General features: G+C 74.9%; 21 protein-coding genes and 1 riboswitch. Of the genes, 6 read left to right on the forward strand and 15 right to left on the reverse strand.

What is annotated here, in order from left to right:
• Positions 1 to 61: 61 nt before the first annotated feature.
• The 3 genes from tilS to dacB form a co-directional block, all read right to left on the reverse strand.
• Complete coding sequence (gene tilS, locus GV155_RS17155) at positions 62 to 1069, reverse strand: tRNA lysidine(34) synthetase TilS (protein ID WP_160009923.1); 1008 nt, start codon at positions 1067 to 1069, stop codon at positions 62 to 64.
• 16 nt (positions 1070 to 1085) lie between these two features.
• Complete coding sequence (locus GV155_RS17160) at positions 1086 to 2159, reverse strand: zinc-dependent metalloprotease (RefSeq protein ID WP_236554392.1); 1074 nt, start codon at positions 2157 to 2159, stop codon at positions 1086 to 1088.
• Between the two features lie 115 nt (positions 2160 to 2274).
• Complete coding sequence (gene dacB / locus GV155_RS17165) at positions 2275 to 3699, reverse strand: D-alanyl-D-alanine carboxypeptidase/D-alanyl-D-alanine endopeptidase (protein WP_160009925.1); 1425 nt, start codon at positions 3697 to 3699, stop codon at positions 2275 to 2277.
• Between the two features lie 118 nt (positions 3700 to 3817).
• On the opposite strand from dacB, the gene GV155_RS17170 reads away from it, so the two are divergent.
• Positions 3818 to 4309 (forward strand): inorganic diphosphatase, encoded by a 492-nt coding sequence (locus GV155_RS17170; protein WP_160009927.1) that lies wholly within the window; start codon positions 3818 to 3820, stop codon positions 4307 to 4309.
• Positions 4310 to 4363: 54 nt separating this feature from the next.
• On the opposite strand, the gene GV155_RS17175 is transcribed toward GV155_RS17170, so the two are convergent.
• The 8 genes from GV155_RS17175 to GV155_RS17210 all read right to left on the reverse strand — a co-directional run bounded on the left by GV155_RS17175 (position 4364) and on the right by GV155_RS17210 (position 14268).
• On the reverse strand, positions 4364 to 5041 hold the full coding sequence (locus tag GV155_RS17175) for a class I SAM-dependent methyltransferase (RefSeq protein ID WP_160009929.1): 678 nt from the start codon (positions 5039 to 5041) through the stop codon (positions 4364 to 4366).
• Positions 5038 to 5619 carry a hypothetical protein gene (locus GV155_RS17180; protein WP_201300221.1) on the reverse strand — a complete coding sequence of 194 codons (582 nt, stop codon included), beginning with the start codon at positions 5617 to 5619 and terminating at the stop codon, positions 5038 to 5040. Before GV155_RS17180 ends, GV155_RS17175 begins: the two co-directional genes overlap by 4 nt.
• A gap of 17 nt (positions 5620 to 5636) precedes the next feature.
• Entirely contained in the window at positions 5637 to 7685 is a 2049-nt protein-coding gene (locus GV155_RS17185) for an acyl-CoA dehydrogenase family protein (RefSeq protein WP_160009933.1), read from the reverse strand.
• A gap of 65 nt (positions 7686 to 7750) precedes the next feature.
• On the reverse strand, positions 7751 to 9148 hold the full coding sequence (locus GV155_RS20525) for a C40 family peptidase (protein ID WP_201300222.1): 1398 nt from the start codon (positions 9146 to 9148) through the stop codon (positions 7751 to 7753).
• Between the two features lie 283 nt (positions 9149 to 9431).
• Entirely contained in the window at positions 9432 to 10487 is a 1056-nt protein-coding gene (locus GV155_RS17195) for a phosphatase PAP2 family protein (protein ID WP_236554393.1), read from the reverse strand.
• Positions 10488 to 10521: 34 nt separating this feature from the next.
• Positions 10522 to 11544: an ABC transporter ATP-binding protein gene (locus GV155_RS17200; protein ID WP_160009935.1), complete on the reverse strand. Its 1023-nt coding sequence runs from the start codon at positions 11542 to 11544 to the stop codon at positions 10522 to 10524.
• A gap of 19 nt (positions 11545 to 11563) precedes the next feature.
• The gene (locus GV155_RS17205) at positions 11564 to 13231 is read right to left on the reverse strand and encodes an ABC transporter permease (RefSeq protein WP_236554394.1); all 1668 of its coding nucleotides are present in this window, start codon (positions 13229 to 13231) and stop codon (positions 11564 to 11566) included.
• Positions 13228 to 14268 carry a thiamine ABC transporter substrate-binding protein gene (locus GV155_RS17210; protein WP_236554395.1) on the reverse strand — a complete coding sequence of 347 codons (1041 nt, stop codon included), beginning with the start codon at positions 14266 to 14268 and terminating at the stop codon, positions 13228 to 13230. Before GV155_RS17210 ends, GV155_RS17205 begins: the two co-directional genes overlap by 4 nt.
• 52 nt (positions 14269 to 14320) lie before the next feature.
• A riboswitch (TPP riboswitch) is annotated at positions 14321 to 14427 on the reverse strand.
• 46 nt (positions 14428 to 14473) lie between these two features.
• Between GV155_RS17210 and GV155_RS17215 the strand changes: the two genes are divergently transcribed.
• The 5 genes from GV155_RS17215 to GV155_RS21165 all read left to right on the forward strand — a co-directional run bounded on the left by GV155_RS17215 (position 14474) and on the right by GV155_RS21165 (position 18234).
• Positions 14474 to 15415, forward strand: coding sequence for an alpha/beta hydrolase fold domain-containing protein (locus tag GV155_RS17215; RefSeq protein ID WP_160009937.1), 942 nt, complete (start codon positions 14474 to 14476; stop codon positions 15413 to 15415).
• Positions 15412 to 15852, forward strand: a complete 441-nt coding sequence (locus tag GV155_RS17220; protein ID WP_160009939.1) for a GNAT family N-acetyltransferase — start codon at positions 15412 to 15414, stop codon at positions 15850 to 15852. Before GV155_RS17215 ends, GV155_RS17220 begins: the two co-directional genes overlap by 4 nt.
• 5 nt (positions 15853 to 15857) lie before the next feature.
• A complete protein-coding gene (locus tag GV155_RS17225) occupies positions 15858 to 16334 on the forward strand; it encodes a hypothetical protein (RefSeq protein ID WP_160009941.1) in 477 nt (158 codons plus the stop codon).
• A gap of 219 nt (positions 16335 to 16553) precedes the next feature.
• Entirely contained in the window at positions 16554 to 16715 is a 162-nt protein-coding gene (locus tag GV155_RS17230) for a hypothetical protein (protein WP_160009943.1), read from the forward strand.
• A gap of 1081 nt (positions 16716 to 17796) precedes the next feature.
• Positions 17797 to 18234, forward strand: a complete 438-nt coding sequence (locus tag GV155_RS21165; RefSeq protein WP_442938872.1) for an HNH endonuclease signature motif containing protein — start codon at positions 17797 to 17799, stop codon at positions 18232 to 18234.
• 104 nt (positions 18235 to 18338) lie between these two features.
• Here the strand turns inward: GV155_RS21165 and GV155_RS17240 are convergent, their stop codons facing one another.
• The 4 genes from GV155_RS17240 to GV155_RS20860 are packed head-to-tail and all read right to left on the reverse strand — an operon-like array spanning position 18339 to position 20026.
• On the reverse strand, positions 18339 to 18872 hold the full coding sequence (locus tag GV155_RS17240) for a hypothetical protein (protein ID WP_160009945.1): 534 nt from the start codon (positions 18870 to 18872) through the stop codon (positions 18339 to 18341).
• Positions 18869 to 19147 (reverse strand): hypothetical protein, encoded by a 279-nt coding sequence (locus GV155_RS17245; protein WP_160009947.1) that lies wholly within the window; start codon positions 19145 to 19147, stop codon positions 18869 to 18871. Before GV155_RS17245 ends, GV155_RS17240 begins: the two co-directional genes overlap by 4 nt.
• Complete coding sequence (locus GV155_RS17250; protein WP_160009949.1) at positions 19144 to 19725, reverse strand: MafI family immunity protein; 582 nt, start codon at positions 19723 to 19725, stop codon at positions 19144 to 19146. The genes GV155_RS17245 and GV155_RS17250 overlap by 4 nt, the downstream gene beginning before the upstream one ends.
• Before the next feature lie 52 nt (positions 19726 to 19777).
• Positions 19778 to 20026 (reverse strand): hypothetical protein, encoded by a 249-nt coding sequence (locus GV155_RS20860; protein ID WP_236554396.1) that lies wholly within the window; start codon positions 20024 to 20026, stop codon positions 19778 to 19780.
• Positions 20027 to 20036 lie beyond the last annotated feature (10 nt).

Raw genomic sequence — 20036 nt, forward strand, 5'->3', positions numbered from 1 at the left:
GCCGTCGTGACGGCGGGCTTGAGGGCTGCCCGGCCGCGGTCCCGCCGGACCCGGCCCCGGCCTAGTCCGGGACCACCGTCGGGGTGAACCGCAGCGTGCCGGCCGCCAGCGACCCCGTGACGTGCCCGGGCAGCTGCACCTGGCCGCGCAGGCGTCCGGCGACCAGGCGGTCCAGCGCGGTGACGTGCACGTGGAAGAGCTCGGCGGCCGGCGACCCGGCCCGCAGCGCCGCCGCGCGCAGGACGCGGGTGCGCACGGCCGGGGGCAGGCCGGCGAGCGGGGCCAGGTCGAGCGCCCCGTCGCCGACCGAGACCGTGGCCAGGGCGCCCTCGGCCCACGCGTCGAGCGCCTCGGTGTCGGCCCGCAGCTGACCGGCCGTCCGGGCCAGGGTCTCGGCGACGCCGGGACCGAGCTCCTGCTCCAGGACCGGCAGCACCCGGTGCCGGACCCGGACCCGGGTGAAGCGGGGGTCCTCGTTGTGCGGGTCGTCCCACACCTCGAGGCCCTCGGCGGTGCAGTACGCCCGGGTCTCGGCGCGACGGACGTCGAGCAGCGGCCGCAGGAACGGCCCGAAACCGGGACGCATGCCGGCCACGGAGCGGCCGCCGGAGCCGCGGGCCAGTCCGAGCAGCACGGTCTCGGCCTGGTCGTCGAGGGTGTGGCCGAGCAGGACCGCGGCGGCGTCGAGGCTGGCCGCGACCTGCTCCAGCACGGCGTACCGCGCCTCGCGGGCGGCGGCCTCCGGCCCGCGTCCCTCGGTGGTGACCTGGACCCGTGCGGTGAGGGTCTCGTCGGCGCCGATCGCGGCCATCTGCGCGACCACCCGGTCCGCGTGCCCGGCCGAGCCGTCCTGGAGGCCGTGGTCGACCGTGGCGCCGACGACCCGGGGCGCCGGGGCGCCCGCACGGGCGGCGCGCGCCACCTCGGCGACGGTCGCGGACAGCAGCGCCAGGGAGTCCGCTCCGCCGGAGCAGGCGACCACCACCGGTCCGGTGCTGCGAGGGTCGAGACCGGCCAGGGCGTCGCGGACCGCGCGGCGGACCGCGACGACGGCGTAGTCGTGGCTCATCGGGGGCGGGCCCGGATCAGAGGACCCGGCGGATCCACGCCCCGTGGTCGAGCAGCTCGGCCTTGGTGGGCAGGTGCTCGGGTCGCTCCCAGACGGCGTTGAAGCGCTCCATGCCGACGGTGTCGACGACCCCGCGGACGAAGGCGGCGCCGTCGCGGTACTGCGCCATCTTGGCGTCGAGCCCGAGCAGCCGGCGCAGGACACGGTCCAGCGTGCCGACGCCCTGCCGGCGCCGGTCGAAGGAGGCGCGGATGCGCTTGACCGACGGGATCACCTGCGGTCCGACGCCGTCCATCACGACGTCCGCGTGCCCCTCGAGCAGCGACATCATCCCGGTGACGCGGTCGAGCACGGCCTTCTGCTCGGGGCTGCCGAGCAGGTCGAGCAGCCCGCCCTGTCCCATGCCGTCGCGGCGCACGGCCCGCACGGTCTCGGTGAGCCGCTTGAGGGTCTCGTCGATCGGGGCGTCGGGTCGCACCGTGGCGGAGAGGTTCTCGATCTCGGAGAAGAGGTGCTCGCGCATCCACGGCACGGCGGTGAACTGCACCCGGTGCGTCTCCTCGTGCAGGCAGACCCACAGCCGGAAGTCGGTCGGGTCGACCCCGAGCTCGTCCTCGACGGCGACCACGTTGGGCGCCACGAGCAGCAGGCGTCCGGCCGGGTCGGCGAACGGGTCGAACTGGCCGAGCACCTTGCCGGCCAGGAAGCCGAGCAGGCCGCCGACCTCGGCGCCGGTGATCCGGGAGCCGACGGCGCGGGTGAGGCCGCTGGGGGGCTTGGCGCTGGTGATCCGGTCCGCGAGGGGGTCGATGATCCGGCGGAACCCGTCGGCGTTGGCCTGGATCCAGCCCGGCCGGTCGACGACCAGGACCGGGGCGCCGTGGTCCTCGGCCTCCAGGCCGGTGAAGTCGCGCACCAGCCCGGTCGAGCGGTCCGCGTCGGCGCGCAGCTCGGCGACGGCCGCGACGGCGCGGTCCCGCGGCACCCGCGGCCCCTCCCCCGCGAGCCGGGAGGCCAGCGAGACGGCGAGGTCCCAGTCGATCATCGACGGGCCGGAGGAGGACGGGCCGGTCGTGGCAGGGGAGCTCATGTCCTGCAATCTAGCCGGGCCCCTCCGCCGAGATGACCCTCGCGGACAGCCGAGATGACGCTCGCGGCGCGTCGAGATGACGGTTGCGGACACCCGCCGGGGGCGTACGGAGGCCTCAGCGCGTGCAGCGACAGCCGGCCAGGGCCGCGGCAGCACGGTCCAGCGACTCCAGGGCCAGCGAGGTGCGCGAGAGCCGGATCCGGTCGGCCATCAGCGCGAAGACGACCGGCCGCCCGTCGGCGCCGACGGCCAGACCGGCGAGCCCGAAGACGTTGGACAGGGTCCCGGTCTTGGCCCGTACGCGCCCGGGTGCCCGCGGGTCGCCGGTGTCGAACCGGTCGGCGAGCGACCCGTCGAAGCCCGCGACGGGCAGGCCCGTGACGACCGCCCGCAGGTCGGGACGGTCCTCGGAGGCGGCCAGCTGGAGGACGTCGACCAGGAGGTCGGGGTCGAGCAGGTTCTCCCGCGACAGCCCGCTCCCGTCCCAGAGCACCGACGGCGCGGCCAGGTCGACCCCGGCGGCGGCGAGCTCCTCCTGGACGCCGGCCCGACCGCCGTCGAAGGAGCCGGCCCGCCCGGTCGCCAGGCCGACGTGGCGCAGCAGGACCTCGGCGCCCTCGTTGTCGCTGACCCGCAGCACCTGCTCGACGACCGCCGAGAGCGGGGCGGACTCCACCGAGGCCAGGTCGCGCGCCGCCGCGGGAGCCGTCACGGGCGCCGGAGCGCCGCGGACCCGGATCCCCTCGGCGCGCAGGGCGGCGGCGTAGGCGTCCGCGGCCGACCGCGGCGGGTCCACCACCCGGAAGCCATTGGTGTCGATCCCCTGATCCACCCACAGCGCGTGGATCGGCGTCACCACGTCGGGCAGGTAGGTCGCGGGCCACCGGGGGCTCACCGACGGACCGGCGAACAGCGTGTCGTCGTAGCCGACCCGGACCGCTCGCACGCCGTCGGCGCGCAGGGCCCGGGCGCTCTGGCGGGCGAGGTCGACGACGTCGGCGACCGGCGGGTACGCCTCCTCGCCGTCACCGGGCGGGGCGGTGGTCAGGAAGGGGTCGCCCCCGCCGACCAGCACCACGCGGCCGGGGCCGCCGGCCACGACCCGGGTCCTGAAGGTGTGCTCGGGGCCGAGGGCGAGCAGCGCCGCGGTCGCGGTGACCACCTTGGTCGTCGAGGCCGGCACGGCGACCTGGCCCGGTCCCGTCCCACCCAGCTCCCAGCGGGGACCCCCGTCGAGCCCGGCGACCGAGGCGACGACGTGCCGCCCGAGGTCGGGGTCGGCCAGGGGCCCGGCCAGCGCCCGCCGTACGGCCTCCGGAGCGACCGGTGCGGAGGGCGCGGCGTCGGCCACCGCGGGGGCCGGACGGGCCTGCGGCAGGTCGAGCCCGGGGGGCGGGGCGATCCCGGCCGGACCGGGCGGCTGCCGGGGCGGCTGGCGCAGCGCGAGGTCGGTGGTCACGGCGAGGACGACCGCGAGGACGGCGACGACCAGGACCACGAGGGCGCCCCGGCCCCGACGCCGCCCGGTCTGCTCGCTCACCGCTCCATCATGGCGTGCCGACGGCCGGTTCCGGGCGGGCGCCCCGGGCCCGGCCCCGGCCTGGCAGGATGAGCGCGCCACGGCCGCGGCGGTCGCGGCAGGCGAGAGAGGTGGACAGGTGCTCGAGTTCGACGTGCTCATTGAGATCCCCAAGGGCGAGCGCAACAAGTACGAGGTCGACCACGAGTCCGGGCGCATGCGCCTGGACCGGATGCTGTTCACCTCCACGCAGTACCCCACCGACTACGGGTTCATCGAGGGCACGCTCGGCCAGGACGGCGACCCGCTCGACGCCATGGTGCTGCTGCAGGCCCCGACCTTCCCGGGCTGCCTGATCAAGTGCCGCGCGATCGGGATGTTCCGGATGACCGACGAGGCCGGCGGCGACGACAAGGTGCTGTGCGTGCCGTCCACGGACCCCCGCGCGGAGCACATCCGCGACATCAACCACGTCCCGAAGTTCGACCGGCTCGAGATCCAGCACTTCTTCGAGGTCTACAAGGACCTCGAGCCCGGAAAGTCCGTCGAGGGCGCCGACTGGGTCGGGCGCACCGAGGCCGAGGCCGAGGTCAAGGCGTCCTTCCAGCGCCAGATCGACGAGGGTCACTGACCCCTCCGGGTCTGCCTGGCGCGCCGAAATCGTCATCTCGGCGCGCCGCGAGCGTCATCTCGGCTGTCCGCAAGCGCCATCTCGGCGGGCGCGGAGGTAGCCGAGCGCGCCGCTGACCTCCAGCTCCACGTCGACCATCCCGTGCGCGGCGAGCAGGTCGCGGACCTGGGCGGCGGTGACGCCGGGGCCGAGGATCCCGCCGATCCGGCCGCCCACGCGCATCGGCCACCAGCGCGGGCCGGCGTCCTCCAGCACGGTGCTGCCGGTCAGGACCCCGCCGGGCCGCAGCACGCGGGCCATCTCGGCCACCGCGGCGGCGGGGTCGGGGAAGCAGTGCAGCCCGGTCAGGGTCAGCACCCGGTCGACGTGCGCGTCGGGGTACGGCAGCGCGCCCACGTCGGCCCGCACCGTCGTGACCTGGTCGCCCACCCCGCGGTCGTGCGCGGCCTCGCGGGTGCGCCGCAGCATCGCCTCGCTGACGTCGACCGCGAGGTAGTCCAGGCCCTGCCCGGGCCTCAGCCCGCGCAGCGCCACGCCCCCACCGCACGGCACGTCGAGCACCCGCGTGCCCGCGGGCAGGCTGCCGAGCTCGTACGTCGCCTCGTGCAGCAGCCGCAGCGGTGAGCCGAGGCCGACCCGGAACGCCGCTCCCCCGGCCACGGGGTGCTCGACCATCCAGTCGTAGACGTGCGCCCACAACGGGTCCTCGGACCAGCCGCCCACGACCTTCACGGCGTCACCCCCACCTGGCGGGCGAGCGCCGCCAGCGCCTCGCCGACCCGGTCGAGCACCGCCGCGGAGACCGCGGCCTCCCCGGGCAGGGCCAGGCCGTGGTCGGCGGCCTCGACCTCGAGCACCTCCACCGACGCCGCACGACCCAGACCGGCCGCGACGGCTGCGTCCCAGTACGCGTCGGCGGTGCCGCCCACCAGCAGCTGCGGCGCGGGGTTCGCGGCGATCCCGGCACGGCAGGACGCGTCGTCCAGCAGCGGGGTCAGCCAGGCCGCGGACCAGCCGCGGGAGGCGGCGTTCGCCGCCGCGCGGGTGCCGAGCGACTTCGCGACGACCAGCACCGCGCCCGCCCTCCCGGGCTGCAGGTCGGCGGTGGCGGCCCGGAGGTGCCGGACGACGAAGTCCTCCGCGACGCCCGGGTCGACCTCCCCGGGCAGGGGCGCCGGGCCGTCCCACGCGAGGCGCCGGACCTCCCACCCCTCCGCGGCCAGCACCTGGCCCGCACGGGCCAGCAGGGGCGCCGAGACGTCGTAGGCCCGACCGGGCAGGAGGACGGCGCAGCCACGCTCGCCGGGCACCACCGGAGCCCCGCTGCCTAGTGGGTCTCGCCGGGCGCCGTGCGGGTGGCGTTGGCGTAGGCGTCGACCAGCGCGGGCGCGCGGAGCATCTCCGGCGGCACCCCGAAGCCGTCGACGTAGGCCTCGGCCAGCGGGCGCACCCGGCGGCACAGCGCGTTGACCTCGCGGCTGATCGCCTTGGACCGCGGCACCGAGAGCCGGCCGTGCTCCATGAACCAGGCCCGGTCGTCCTCGATCGTGCAGAGCGCGTGGAGGTCGCAGAGCAGCTGCAGCGCGTCGCGCAGCTCGCCCTCCGGCAGGCCGCGCACCTTCGCCACGAACGCCTCCAGCACGACCCGCTGCACGTGCGAGCGGGCCGCGGCGATGACGTGGTCCTGCACCTCGGAGAAGACCACGCCCGGGTTGCCGCCGGCGTCGATCCCGCGCTTCAGCCGGCGGGCCACGCCGCCGACCTGGTGCTCCTCGCGGAAGCGCAGCATCGTCAGGTGGTAGTCGGTGTCCCGGACCCCCTCGACGCCCTCGTCGTCGCCGCCGGGCAGCACGCCGCGCAGCCGCTCGAGGAGCTTGTGGACGCTGGTGCGCTCCACGACGGTGTCGACGGCCATCCCGGCCACGAAGCGGGCCATCCCGAGCGAGTCGAGGTCCTCGAACTCCTCGGCGTAGTTCGTCAGCAGGCCCTTGGCGACCAGCTGCAGCAGGACGTGGTTGTCGCCCTCGAAGGTGGTGAAGACGTCGGTGTCGGCCTTGAGCGCCGGGAACCGGTTGACGGCGAGGTAGCCCGCGCCGCCACAGGCCTCGCGGCACTCCTGGATGGTGTCGGTGGCGTGCCAGGTACCGAGCGCCTTGATGCCCGCAGCCATCGTCTCCAGCTCGCGACGGCGGGTGTCGTCCTCGACCTGGTCGGTCAGCACGGTGTGCAGCTCGGCGGCCAGCGCCTCCTGGGCGAAGTGCATCGCGTAGCCGCGCGCCAGGCGCGGGAAGAGCCGGCGCTGGTGCATGCCGTAGTCCATGACCAGCTGCTCCTCGTCCTTCGACGCCGCCTCGAACTGGCGGCGGCGCAGGCCGTACTTCACCGCGACCGCCAGGGCGACCTTGGCGGCGTTGATGCCGGCGCCGCCGACGCAGACACGACCGGTGATCAGGGTGCCGAGCATGGTGAAGAAGCGCCGGTTCGGGTTCTCGATCGGGCTGGAGTAGACGCCCTCGGCGCTCACGGCGGCGAAGCGGTCCAGCAGCGCGTCACGCGGCACCCGCACCTGGTCGAACCACAGCCGCCCGTTGTCGACGCCGTTCAGCCCCATCTTGAGGCCGTCGTCCTCGATCCGGACGCCCGCGCAGGCCTCCCCGCCGGAGCGGATCGGGACCACGAAGGCGTGCACGCCGTGGCCCTCGCCGGCGACGCGGAGCTGGGCGAAGACGACGGCGACCTCGCCGTGCTGCGCGGCGTTGCCGATGTAGTCCTTGCCGCCCTGCTCGGTCGGCGTGTGCAGGACGAACTCCTCGGTGTCCGCGTCGTACGTCGCGGTCGTGTCCAGGGCCTGCACGTTGGAGCCGTGGCCGGTCTCGCTCATCGCGAAGCAGCCGAGCAGCTCGCCGGTGATCAGCGGACGGAGGTAGGCGTCGTGGTGCCGCTTCGTGCCGAGCTGCTGGATCGCGCCCCCGAAGAGCCCGAACTGCACACCGGTCTTCACCAGCACCGACAGGTCGCCCAGGGCCAGCGTCTCGAAGGCGGCCACGGACGCGCCGATGTCGCCGCCCCCGCCGTACTCCTCGGGGAAGCCCATCCCGGTCTGGCCGGTGGCGGCCATCTCGAGCACGATGTCCTTGACCCGCTCGCGGTAGTCCGCGCGGCTCATCGTCTCGGCGTCCTCGAGCACGGAGGCGTACTCCGCGAGGTTGGAGCGCACCAGCGCCCGCACCTCGGTGTAGCGCCCGTCGAGCAGGCGGGTCATCGCGGCGGGGTCGAACGCCCCCTCTACCGGGGTGCCGCCGGGGGCGTGGGTGGCGTCGGTCACGCCCTCGCCCTCCGGCGTCGTGGAGCGCGGGGTCACGGTGTCAGTGGACATGTGTGCACGCTACCGCCAGCGAGCGGGTCGGGGGAGGTCTCCGCAAGGGCGGGTGCGCGCCCGGCTCAGGGGCGGGCGTAGAAGTCCGGCAGCCGCCAGTAGTAGATGGACTCCTCGACGACCGGGCGACCCGTGCGCGGGGCGTGGATGATCATGTCGTCCCCGGCGTAGAGCGCCACGTGGAAGATCGACCCGGGGTCGGAGGAGTCACCCCAGAAGACGAGGTCGCCGGGCTGCAGGTCGGACGGCGCGATCGGCGTCGAGGCCTCGTACTGTGCGACGGAGTAGTGCGGCAGGGGCGTCCCGCCGGCGGCCCAGGCGCCCATGGTCAGGCCCGAGCAGTCCCAGGAGTCGGGACCGTCGGCGGCCCAGACGTACGGCTCGCCGAGCTGCTGGCGGGCGAAGGCGACGGCAGCGGCTCCGCCGGTGGCGGACGGGGCTGCCGCTGCGGCGGCCGGAGCGGGGGCGGCCGGGACGGCGGGGAGGGCCGGCAGCGGTGCGGGCGCCGGCGGGACGTCCGGGATCGCGGGCAGGTCGGTGAGGTCGGGCGTCACGGGCGGCGGGACCGACGCCGGGGCGCGGTCCGTGGCGACGTCGAGTCCCTGGTCGGCCTGGTCGGTCGCGTCGGACTGGCCGGACTGGCCGGCAGCGGCGGCCTGCTCCGCGGCCTGGGCGGCGACCTCGGCCTGCGCCCGGGCGGCGGCGCGGGCCTCGAGCCCGGCCTGGCGCCGGGCGGCGAGCGCGGCGCTGACGCCCTGCAGCGCCGCGGCGCGGGCGACCAGGGCGTCGCGCTGGTCGGCGACCAGCGCGGCCTGGCTCGCCGCGGAGCGGGCGGTGGCGGCGGCGAGGTCGCGGGCCTGCTCGGCGTCGTCCGCGGCGGCGTCGGCGGCGAGCCGGTCGATCACGGCGGTGGTGCGCTCGGCGGAGGCGCTGCGAGCGGCGCCCTCGGCCTCGCGGGTGCGCTCGTCGAGCGCCTCGGTGGCCATCCGCAGCGCGCTGGTGCGGTCGACCACGGAGCCGATGCCGTCGGCGCGGGTCAGCGAGGACAGCGCGGTCATCGTGGGGGCCTGCTCGTAGCCGGTCAGCACGGCGTCGGCGTAGGACTGCCGCAGGTCGGCGGCCACGTCGGCGGCCACGTCGGCGAGCACCTCGCGACGGTCGGCGGCCTCGTCGGCCTCCTCGGCGCGCCAGCGGGCGCCGTTGTAGGCCTCCGCGGCGCGGGCGGCGCGCTCGGCCGACTCCTGGACCTCGAGGTCGGCCGCGGCGAGCTGGGCCCGCACGGTCGCGAGGTCCATCTCCGCGACGTCGGCCTCGCCGGCGGCGGCGTCGATCTCGGCGCGGCTGGGGACCGGGACAGCTGCCGGGTCGGCCTGGGCAGCCGGCACGCCGAGGACGCCGGACAGCACGGTGAGCGCGATCAGGGAGGGGGCGAGGCGACGGACCGTTCCGCGGGGGCGGTGCACGTGAGGGACTCCTGGCTGACGACGGACACGGGAGCGCTCGCGAGGTGGGTTCCCATGCGGCACTCGCGTCACGCTAGTGCTCACGAGTCACAAAAGAAACATCTTCACCAAGAAAGTCACCTCGACGCGGCGTGTCGACTTGCGAACTACAACGATGTAATTCACGTCGTACGGGTCGTGGGACGTCATGCGGTCCGCGCGCGGGCCGACCGCACAGGCGTATGACGTCCCGCGCCGGGAGGCGGGGACGCGGTGACGCGGTGACGCGGGGTCGGTCAGGACCTCAGCGGTCGACCGGGACCTTGTCGGTCGTCGTGGTGGGGTGGGAGCGCAGGCTGCCGCGCTCGAACTTGTGCCCGCTGGCCAGGCCGCCGACGTAGAAGGCGACGAAGGCGATGAAGATGCCGGCGACGTCGTCGAGGATGTAGTGCCAGCCGAAGTAGAGCGTGGCGACCACCGTGATCCCGAAGTTCGCCCAGAACACGATCTTCAGCGTCCGCGACTGCAGCGTGAACTGGACCATGAGGGCCACCAGCAGCGTGATGGCGGTGTGCAGGCTGGCGAAGCCGGCCACCGAGTTCACCAGGCCCTCGGCCCCGTCGAGCTGGCTGAGCACCGTGGCGCGCGAGTTGGACAGCGAGTCCATCAGGTCGCCGCTGGGCGTCCCTGCGTCGACGACGTCCTTGTACTTCGCGGAGTACTCGAAGCCCGGCCCCAGCGTGGGCAGCAGGTAGTAGGACAGCGTGCCGAGGGTCCAGGCGATGCACTGCGAGGTGGCGAACCAGTACCCGTACGACAGGTTCTTGGGGAAGACCAGCCAGGCGGTCAGCGCGATCGGCACCAGCGGCAGGAACCACAGGTAGATGTAGGACAGCACGTGCGCCGAGATGCCGGTGCCGAGCACGGCGTGCAGGACGTCGGAGGGGTCGCCGCCGAACATCAGCACCCGGTCGACGAGGTGCAGCTCGCGGTCGTACTTGGTGTCGATGACCTCGGGCAGCACGGACTTGAGGTTCCGGTAGCTGACGTAGGTGATGTAGAAGCAGAAGACGCCCAGCGCGACCAGCGTCAGCCGGTCGCGGTCCCAGTGGGTGCGCAGCCGCTCCCGGACGATGCCGGGCATCGTCTTCGGGTTGCCGCGGGAGAACCACAGCGTGCGGGGCAGCAGGTCGAGCAGCAGCGCGCCGAGCAGCAGCAGCGGCAGGCGCAGCCACGTCGGGCCGAGGAAGCTGCCCTCCGGGTCCAGCAGCGGCCGGTCGTAGAGGTAGGACACCGCGAAGGCGAGCACGCCCATGGTGGCGGCGATGCCCACGAGGAGGGTCCAGGCTCTGCGATGCACGGGCGTCAGTCTAGGTGGGCCGTTCACGGCCCGTTCACACGACGGCGAGGCGGTCCGCGTCGACCGTGACCCGGACCTCGTCCCCGACGGCGAGCCCGGCCGGCGGGCCCGACGCCCCCGCGACGGCGTCGACCTCCCCCGCGCCGGGCACGTCGAGCACCAGCCGGACCTGGTCGGGCGTGGCCCGCCAGGAGACGACGCGCCCCCGGAGACCCGCCGTGCTGCCCCGGTCCGCGAGGACCAGCGCCGAGCGCCGCAGGGCCACCGCGGACGACGGCCCCAGGCCGGCGGCGGCCAGCACCGGGGTCGCCGCGTCACCCTCCAGCACCCGGGCGTAGCCGAGGAACAGCGCCGTCGCCGCGTCGTGCGGGTGCCGCCAGACCTCGGCCGTCGCGCCCTGCTGGACGACGACGCCGTCGCGCATCACCGCGAGGCGGTCGGCCACGGCGTACGCCTCCTCGTGGTCGTGCGTGACCAGCACCGTGGTCGTGCCGGCGGCGCGCAGGATGTCGCGCAGGTCGGTGGCCAGCCGCTCGCGCAGGCCGGCGTCGAGGGCCGAGAGGGGCTCGTCGAGCAGCAGCAGCCGCGGGTCGGCGGCCAGGGACCGGGCCAGGGCCACCCGCTGCCGCTCGCCCCCGGACAGCGTCGTGGGCAGCCGGTCGGCGTACCCCCCGAGCCCGACCAGGGCGAGCAGCTCGGTGGTCCGCCGGCGCCGCTCCGCGCTCGGGGCGCGCCGCAGGCGCAGCGGGTACGCCACGTTCCGCCCGACGGTCATCTGCGGGAACAGCTGCCCGTCCTGGAACATCAGCGCGAAGCCGCGCCGGTGGGTGGGGACCCGGGTCAGGTCCTCGACCCCGCGCCCCTCCCCCGCGACCCAGCCGATCGTCCCGGCGTCCGGCGGCTCCAGGCCGGCCACGGCGCGCAGCAGGGTGGACTTGCCGCAGCCGGACGGGCCGAGGACGGCCAGGGTGGACCCGCCCGGCACCTCGAGGCTGGCTCCCCGCACGGCCGGCACGCCGTCGTACGACACGGACAGGTCGCGCACGCTGAGTCCCACGGTCCTCCTCACGTCCCTCTCACCAGGCCCCGAGCGACGGCACGCGCAGCCGCTCCACGGCGAGCATGACGCCCGCGGTGGTGGCGGCGAGCACCACCGACGCGGCCAGGGCCATGCCGTAGTTGAGCTCGCCGGGGTTGCCGAGCAGCCGGAAGATGACGACCGGGACGGTCGGGTGGTCGGGGCGGGCCAGGAACGAGGTCGCACCGAACTCCCCCAGCGAGACCGCGAAGGCGAACCCGGCAGCCCCCACCAGCGGCTTCCACAGCACCGGCAGGTCGACCGCGAGCAGGGCACGGGCCGGGCTCGCGCCCAGCGACGCGGCGGCCTGGCGGAGCCGCTCGTCGACCGAGGCCAGCACCGGCACCAGGGTGCGGACCACCAGCGGCAGGGCGACCAGGGCCTGGGCGACCGGGACCAGCAGCGGGTTGTCGCGCAGCTCCAGCGGAGGCCGGCCGAGGGTGACCAGGAAGCCGAAGCCGAGGGTGACCGCGGAGACGCCGAGCGGCAGCATGAAGAGCCCGTCGAGCAGGGACCGGACCCGCCGCTCGGCGCGCGAGCGCGACCGGCGGGTGACCACGGCGGCGACGAGCAGCCCGAGCAGGACCGACATCCAGGTCGCGTCGACGGCGGTGCGCAGGGAGTTCAGCAGGGCGTCGGTGACCGGGACCAGCAGCGCCTGCCCGCCCGCGTCACCGGGGTCGGCGCCCAGGGCGCGGTACGACGCGAGGCTCCACGCCCCGTCGACCCGCAGCGACCCGACGACCAGCGCAGCGATCGGCGCGGCCACCGCGAGCAGCACCAGCGCGGTGACCACGACCGGGACGAGGTCGCCGCGGGCCGGCCGGCGCGGCGCGGCGACCACCCGCGAACGGGTCGGGTCGGCGGTGGTGCGCAGCCGCGCCGAGACCAGCAGCAGGGCGACCACGGCCAGCAGCTGCACCAGGGAGAGCGCGGCGGCGGCCTGGAGGTCGAGCAGGTTCGCGGTGAGGAGGTAGATCTCGGTCTCCACCGACGCGTACCGGACCCCGCCGATGACCAGCACGACGCCGAAGGCGGTGGCGCAGAAGAGGAAGACGACGCTGGCCGCCGAGACCACGGCCGGGCGCAGCGCCGGGACGGTGACGGTCCACCAGACCTGCCACGGGCCGGCCCCGAGCGCCGCGGCCGCCTCCGCCGGCCGACGGTCGAGCCCCTCCCAGGTCGCGCCCACGCTGCGCACGACCACGGCCACGTTGAAGAAGACCAGGCCCGCGACGATCGCGGCCGGGGTGCCGGCGAGGCCGAGCCCGGCCAGCGGGCCGCCGTCGCGCAGCAGCAGGTCGAAGGCGACCCCGACCACGACGGTGGGCAGCACGAACGGCACCAGCAGCAGGGCCCGGACGAGCCCGCGCCCGGGGAACCGCAACCGGTGCAGGACGTAGGCCGCGGGCAGGCCGAGCACGACCGCGACCACCGTGCCGAGGGTTGCGGTCCACAGCGTGAACCAGACGACCCGTCCGGTGCGCGGCCGGGTGAGCACCTCCAGCACCGCACCGGGGTCGAGCACCCCATCGGGGCGCAGGCCGCGGTCGACCATGCCGGCCACGGGGAGCAGGAAGAACAGCCCGAGGACGGCCAGCGGGAGCGCGGCCAGCGCCGCCGTGGTGGCCAGCCGGCGGGTGGTGGTCGAGGTCGCGGCCGTCACCGGCTGGTGACGTCGGCCCACTCGCGCAGCCAGGTGTCGCGGTTCGCGGCGATCTCGGCGGGGTCCACGGCGTACGGGTCGGTCGGCCGGTCGGCGAAGCGGGCCCAGTCGGCCGGCAGCGGGGTGTCCTCGACGACCGGGAAGACGTACATGCTCTCCGGCAGCGCCTCCTGGACCTCCGGCGAGAGGAGGTACTCGACCAGCGCCGCACCGCCCTCCGGGTTCTCGGCCCCGGCGAGCACCCCGGCGTACTCGACCTGCTGGTAGCAGGTGTCGAGCAGCGCGCTGGTCGCACTCTCGCCGCCGTCGACGGTGAAGGCCGGCGAGGAGTCGTAGGAGACGACGACCGGGCGGTCGCCGTCGCCGCCGCCCTGGGTGAAGCGGGACTGGTAGGCCTGCTCCCACCCGGAGGTGATCTCGGCGCCGTTGTCGACCAGGGCCTCCCAGTAGGTGGGCCAGTCGTCGCCGTACTCGTCGATCGTGGCCAGCAGGAAGGCCAGGCCGGGCGAGCTGGTGGTGGCCGCGGGGAGCGCGAGCAGGTCGGCGTACGCCGGGTCGACGAGGTCGTCGAGGGAGGCGGGGGGCTCGAGGTCGCGCTCGGCGAACCAGGTGTCGTCCACGTTGACGCAGACGTTGCCGTCGTCGACCGGCGTCAGCAGGCCCTCGTCGTCGCCGGGCATCAGGTCGTCCTCGACCCCGGCGGGGAGGTCGTCGGGCAGGGCCGGCACGAAGACGTCCTCCTCGAGTGCCCGGGAGGCGAAGGTGTTGTCGACGCCGAAGGCGACGTCCCCGGGGGGCGTCCCGGCGGCGAGGACGAGCTGGTTGGTCATCGCGCCGGCGTCGCCGAGCGGGCGCTGCTCGAGGTCGTAACCGGTCTCCTCGGTGAAGCCGCGCAGGACCTTCTTCGGCAGCACGAACGAGTCGTGGGTGACCAGCGTGACGGTCCCGCCGGCCTGGCCCGCGGCGCCGTCGGAGCTGCTCGTCGCCTCGTCGTCGTCACCGCCCGCGAGGCTGCAGGACGTGGTGAGCAGCAGCACGGCGGCCCCCACCCCCGCCAGGAGCGGTCGCGCGGCACCTCGGGTGCGTGCAGGCAGCATCATCATGACTCCCTTCGCCGGTACTAGCCGGAGCAGGTTCAAGGGTCTGCGGCTGGTCCGCACTCTCAGCACGCTGCGCGTGCTCCCCTGTCGTACGGCCACCATACGGGGCGTTCCGCGTGGATCGGCGTGGGAGGCTGCGGCGGTGACCCCGAGCCTGCGCCACCAGCTCCTCGCCACCCTCGTCCCGCGGTTGCGCGGATCAGCCGACCTCGACGTCTCCGGCGGGGTCGAGGTCGCCGCCGCGGCCGAGCGCGACCGGGTCACCCGCCACCAGGAGGGCCTCGACCGGTCGCTGCCGACCGGCCTGGTCCCCGGTCTCGGGCGGCGCTGGGTCGTGCGTCGCGAGCTCGTGGCCGGCGCGGACGGGGAGCTCCCGGTCTGGGTCCTCGAGCCCCGGGGCGCCGAGGCCACCTCGACCGTCTACCACCTGCACGGCGGCGGGTTCGTGTCGCCGACCGACGCGGCGCACGTGCGGTGGGCCACGAGGGTCGCCGGGCCGCTGGGGGCCCGCGTGGTGCTGCCGGACTACCCGCTGGCCCCCACGCACGACTGGCGGTCCTCGCGCGCGGCCCTCGTCGACGACGTCGCGCGGTACGCCGCCCTCGGGCGGGTGGTCCTGACCGGCGACTCCGCCGGGGGCAACATCGCCCTGGCCGTCGCGCAGGAGCTGCGCGACCGCGGCGGGCCGGCGCCCTCGCGGATGGTCCTGGTCTCGCCCTGGGTCGACCTCAGCGAGTCGACGCCGCGGACCGCCACCCTCGACGGCACCGACCCCTGGCTGCACCTCGCCAAGCTCCGGCTCTACGCCTCGTGGTGGGCCGGCTCCGACGACCCGGCCGAGCTGGCGCGCCCGGAGCTGTCACCCGCGCTCGGCGACCTCGACGGGCTGCCGCCGACCCTCGTGCTCTGCGGCACCCGCGACCTGCTGCACCCCGGCTGCCGGCTGCTCGCCGACCGGGCCGCCGCGGCGCGGTGGCCGATGACCTACGTCGAGCGACCGGACCTGATCCACGTCTACCCGCTGCTGCCGGGCGTCCCCGAGGCGCGCACGGCCGGCGCCGCGGTGGCAGAGTTCGTCCGGTGACCAGCACCCGCGTAGAGGTCCGGGCGTTCGAGGACCTCGACGTCGCGACGGCGTACGACGCCTGGCGGCTGCGGCAGGACGTCTTCGTGATCGAGCAGGACTGCCCCTACCCCGACCTCGACGGGCGCGACCGCGAGCCGGCCACGCGCCACGTGCTGCTGCGCGAGGGCGACGTCCTGCTCGGCTACCTGCGGGTGCTCGACGACGGCGACCACGCCCGGGTCGGGCGGGTCGTGCTGGCCCGCGCCGGGCGCGGACGGGGGCTGGCGGACCTGCTGATGCAGGCCGCGCTGGCCGAGACCGGGGACCGCGCCGTCGTCCTCGACGCGCAGTCGCCGCTGGCACGGTGGTACGCCACCCACGGCTTCGCCGTCTCGGGCCCCGAGTTCCTCGAGGACGGCATCCCCCACCTGCCGATGCAGCGCGAGGGGCGCTGAGCGCGGTGCGACGGCGTACGGGCGCGGTCCTGGGCGGTGTCCTCCTCGCCGGGGCCGCCGCGCTGTCGGCACCCGGCGGCGCCCCGCCCGCGTCGGCGTCCTGCGCCGGCCCGACCCTGGCGGTCGAGGACGCGCCGGGATCGCGCGGAGCCGTGCCCGAGGTGGAGGCCGGGGGCACGCTGGTCGTGGACGGCAGCTACTTCGTGGACGGCTGTGACGACACCGGCAGCCAGGCCGGTGGCTGCTCGGCGCCGGAGGTCACCGAGCGACCGCTCACCGACGTCACGCTGACCCTGAGTCGCGCCGACCGCGTCGTCGACCTGGGCGCCCGCGACGCCGGGACGGCGGCCGAGCAGCAGCTCGGCGACGTCCGCTGGGAGGCCACCCTCCCCACCGACCTGGCGCCGGGCCGCGCGGTGCTGGCCACCGACGCGGTCGAGGGCGGTCGGCTCGTGGTGCGGGTCGTGACCCCGCCCGGCTGACCCGCGCCAGGTCGGCGGTCGAGGAGCGAGCAGCACCGCGGCGGTCGAGGAGCGAGCGCCAGCGAGCGTCACGAGACCCGCGCCAGCACCCCGACGGTGGTCGAGGACGGACGCCCGCACCACGGTGGTCGAGGAGCGAGCGCAGCGAGCGTCACGAGACCCCTCCACAAGGACATAGGTCCACTGACGATCGAACGCATGTTCGACTATACTAGATAAATGACCACCACCGCCCACACCAACGACGACAGCACCGGGCCCGACCCGATGCTCGACGTCCAGGTGGAGGCCGTCATGTCCCCGGACCCCTCGTTCCTCGACTGGGTCACGAGCTCGACAACCGCCGCGAAGCCACCAGGGCCGACGCACTCGCAGTCGTGAAGAACGCACGTGCAGTCCGCGCAGCGGCCGAGGTCGCGGTCCTGCAGTCGATCGTGGAGTGGTGCGTGATCAACGAAGCCCTCCGTGACGACGAGGCGATGTGGATCGCCGGGTGCGGCGACCACGGCCTGTCCCTCGGCGGCGTCGGGTGCCCCCTGGTCCGCGAGTCCGCGGTCATCGAGATCTCCGCGGCGTTGGAGGTCTCGACGAGGTCCGGTGCCGACCAGATCGCGATCACCCTCGAGCTCCGCTACCGCCTCCCCAGGCTCTGGGAACGCGTCGTGTCCGGGGCCTGCCCGGCGTGGCGGGCCCGGCTCGTCGCAGAGAAGACCATGGCCCTGTGCGAGGACGGTGCCGCGGAGGTCGACCGGCTCGTCGCTCCGTTCGCGCACTCCATCTCCTATGCCCAGCTGAGCCGCCTGACCGACGAGGCACTCCTGCGGTGGGACCCCGCCGCGGCAGAGGAGAAGCGGAAGGCTGCCGCCGACGGCCGGTACTGCCGCATCGGCCTCTCGCAGCACGTCGACGGCACCGTCCAGCTCGACGCCGGCCTCGACCTCGCCGACGCCATGGCATTGGAAGCCGCTGTGCGGGACCGGGCGAAGGCCTACGCCCAGGACGGGTCGACGGAGTCCCTCGACGTCCGCCGCTCAATGGCCCTCGGCTCGCTGGCCACCGGTCAACCCACCCTTCCCGAGGGTTCGGAGGGGCCGGCGGCGCCGGTGGGGCCGGCCCTGGTGCTGTTCGCCCACATCCCCGGCGGCGTGTTCAACCCGCTCTTCTGTGCCGGCGCCGGCGACGTCAACGACACCCTCGTCTCACGCCTGGACAACCGGCACCCCGCCAAGGGCCCGATCACCACCGCCCAGGTCCGCGAGTGGGCTCAGACCGCGGCCAGCATCACGATCCGGCCGGTCCTTGACCTGGCCGAGACCATCCACTGCGACTCCTACGANTCAACTGCACCCCCGATGAGTCCGGGGAGAAGCGCGACTGGGTCAAGGGTCGGCCGGGTCCGCAGAAGCTCGGTGAGGCGTTCTGTGAGCTGATCGAGAACTACCCCCGACAGAACGCACCCAAGCTGGGGCGCACCGACGGGACCTTCATCGCGACCACCACCTTCGAGCTCCTGACGACCGCCCTTGGGACCGCCACGTTGGACGACGGCACACCGATGACCGCCGCCCAGGCCATGCGCCTGGCGTGTGAGGCGCGGATCATCCCCGTGGTCCTCGGCGGAAACGGTGAGGTCCTCCACCAGGGCAAGGCCCGACGCAAGTACACCGCCGCGCAGACCTACGCCATGCACGCCCGGGACAAGTCCTGCACCGCCAAGGGCTGCGACTGGCCACCGGGGCTGTGTCACGCCCACCACGACACCATGTTCTCGAAAGGTGGGAAGACGGACATCGAGGACGGACGGCTGCTGTGTCCGCACCACCACGCCCGCGCTCACGACCCCGCCTACGACATGACGATCCATGCCGACAACAAGGTCACCTTCCACCGGCGGACGTAGGCCGAGGGTCTCGTGACGCTCGCTTCGCTCGCTCCTCGACCGCCGGTTCGGCGCGCCCTCGACCACCGGGGACCCGCGAGTGCGCCTCGGCGAGGCCTGACGGATCAGCGGTCCTTGCGGTGACGCTCCAACCGGTCGAGCAGATCGTCGGCGTCGAACCCCGCCGGCACTCGGCGGTAGCGGAACGTCCGCCCCTCTCCCACCTCGTCGTACAGCGACGCGCCGACCGGACGCTGCAGCAGCCAGTCCCGGCAGGACTCACCGCGCTCCCCGGCCCGTACGCACCCCGCCCGCACCGCGGCGGCGAAGTCCAGGCCGGCCCGGTCACAGGCTCGTGGGAGCAGGTCGGCCACGACGATCACGTCCCGCCGGTCCAGGGGTCCGCCCTGCAGCAGCGCCAGGGCGAAGGCGGCCTGCTCGGCGAGCCGGAGGCTGCCCTCCCGGCCCACGAGCGAGGCAGCGAGTTCCACGAACCCGAGCAACTGCCAGGACCTCCCGTCGTCCAGCTCGTCCACGGCAGCAGTCCACCGATCAGGTTCGCGAGACAGCGAGTCGGCGATGTCCAGCGCCCACCGCGTCGGTACGTCGTGGTCGCGCTCGTCGGTCGGCTGCGACAGCAGCTCGAAGACACCACTCATCGAAGGCTCCTCAGCGCCTGCGCGCACGCGACCACGTCGTTCGCGGGCGGGGCGTAGGCCCAGCTGTCGACCACCTCGTGCGCGAGCTCGTCGAGCAGCCGTACGGCTCCTACCCGGTCGCCGCCGCGCAGCCGGTCCCCCGCCCTGGTCACCCGGTCGACGGCACCGTCCAGCGACTCGTCGCTCGCGCCGGTCGCTCGCTGCGTCCGCGGACGGGTCCGCTCGGCCTGCAGCGCCACGAGCAGGTTCGCGAGGGCGTCACGGGTGGACGTCACGACCCGGGTTCCTGCTCGGCGGACCCGACCACGGCACTCGTCGTGCGTTCGTGCACCGCCTGCTCGTGAAGCGTCCGACGCAGGACGTCCAGGGCGGTCTGCTCCGGGCGTACCCCGGATGCGTCCTGGAGGACGAGGTCGTCGAGCCCGCCCATCCCGCGGTAGAGGCCGAGCACCGTGACCAGCAGCTGACGCCGCTCGTCGGCCGGACGGGGCGCGACGGCCTCGTCGGCCAGGGAGCCCAGCAGTGCCGCCCAGCGCGGCTCGCCGGTGCGGTGGAGCAACGACGACAGCGCGCGCAGCGACCCGGCGACCCCGTCGGGTGCGGCTGCGGTCGTCCCCCGCAGCGAGCGCCAGACCTCGTCGCGCAGGCCCATCTCCTCGCACAGTGAGCGGACCAGCCGCACCGTCTCCTCGTCGACCGCCGCGTCGTGCTCGACGAGCTGGGTGGCCACCAGCTCGACGGCGACGCCGGTCTCGTTCGCGTCGAGGAGGTCCCAGGCGTTCTCCACGTCGCGGCGGGTCAGCTGGTCCTCGACCAGGACCACCAGGCCACGAGCCCGACCCAGGACGTCCACGCCGCCATGATGACAGTGGGCAACCCGCCTCCGCTCCGACCGGCCCCGGTCACTACCCACCGGGTCCCCGAGCGGGAAAGGCCCGGGCCAGGCGCGCCAGCAGGTCCTCGGCGGCCTCCTCGAGCGTGGGGTGGCGGCGCTCCCCGGTACGTCCGCCGCGCTCGGCGTAGTAGACGCTCCACCGGCTGCCCTCATCGCACAGGACCCACGCCTCGTTCGCCGCCGCACCGTGGCCGAGGACGACGGCGTCAGAGGGCACGTCCAGCCGGGCCACCCGGGCACGCACCTCGTCGAGCGTCATCGTCCTGCCT

Origin of the sequence: Nocardioides sp. AX2bis, from assembly GCF_902506435.1 — a bacterium.
Lineage (GTDB): Bacteria > Actinomycetota > Actinomycetes > Propionibacteriales > Nocardioidaceae > Nocardioides.

What these genes read in the sequence shown, in the direction of transcription:
- tilS (WP_160009923.1), bottom strand. Translation starts at nt 1,069, where the DNA reads ATGAGCCACGACTACGCCGTCGTCGCGGTCCGCCGCGCGGTCCGCGAC.
- GV155_RS17160 (WP_236554392.1), bottom strand. Translation starts at nt 2,159, where the DNA reads ATGAGCTCCCCTGCCACGACCGGCCCGTCCTCCTCCGGCCCGTCGATG.
- GV155_RS17185 (WP_160009933.1), bottom strand. Translation starts at nt 7,685, where the DNA reads ATGTCCACTGACACCGTGACCCCGCGCTCCACGACGCCGGAGGGCGAG.
- GV155_RS17230 (WP_160009943.1), top strand. Translation starts at nt 16,554, where the DNA reads ATGACCACCACCGCCCACACCAACGACGACAGCACCGGGCCCGACCCG.
- GV155_RS17240 (WP_160009945.1), bottom strand. Translation starts at nt 18,872, where the DNA reads ATGAGTGGTGTCTTCGAGCTGCTGTCGCAGCCGACCGACGAGCGCGAC.
- GV155_RS20860 (WP_236554396.1), bottom strand. Translation starts at nt 20,026, where the DNA reads ATGACGCTCGACGAGGTGCGTGCCCGGGTGGCCCGGCTGGACGTGCCC.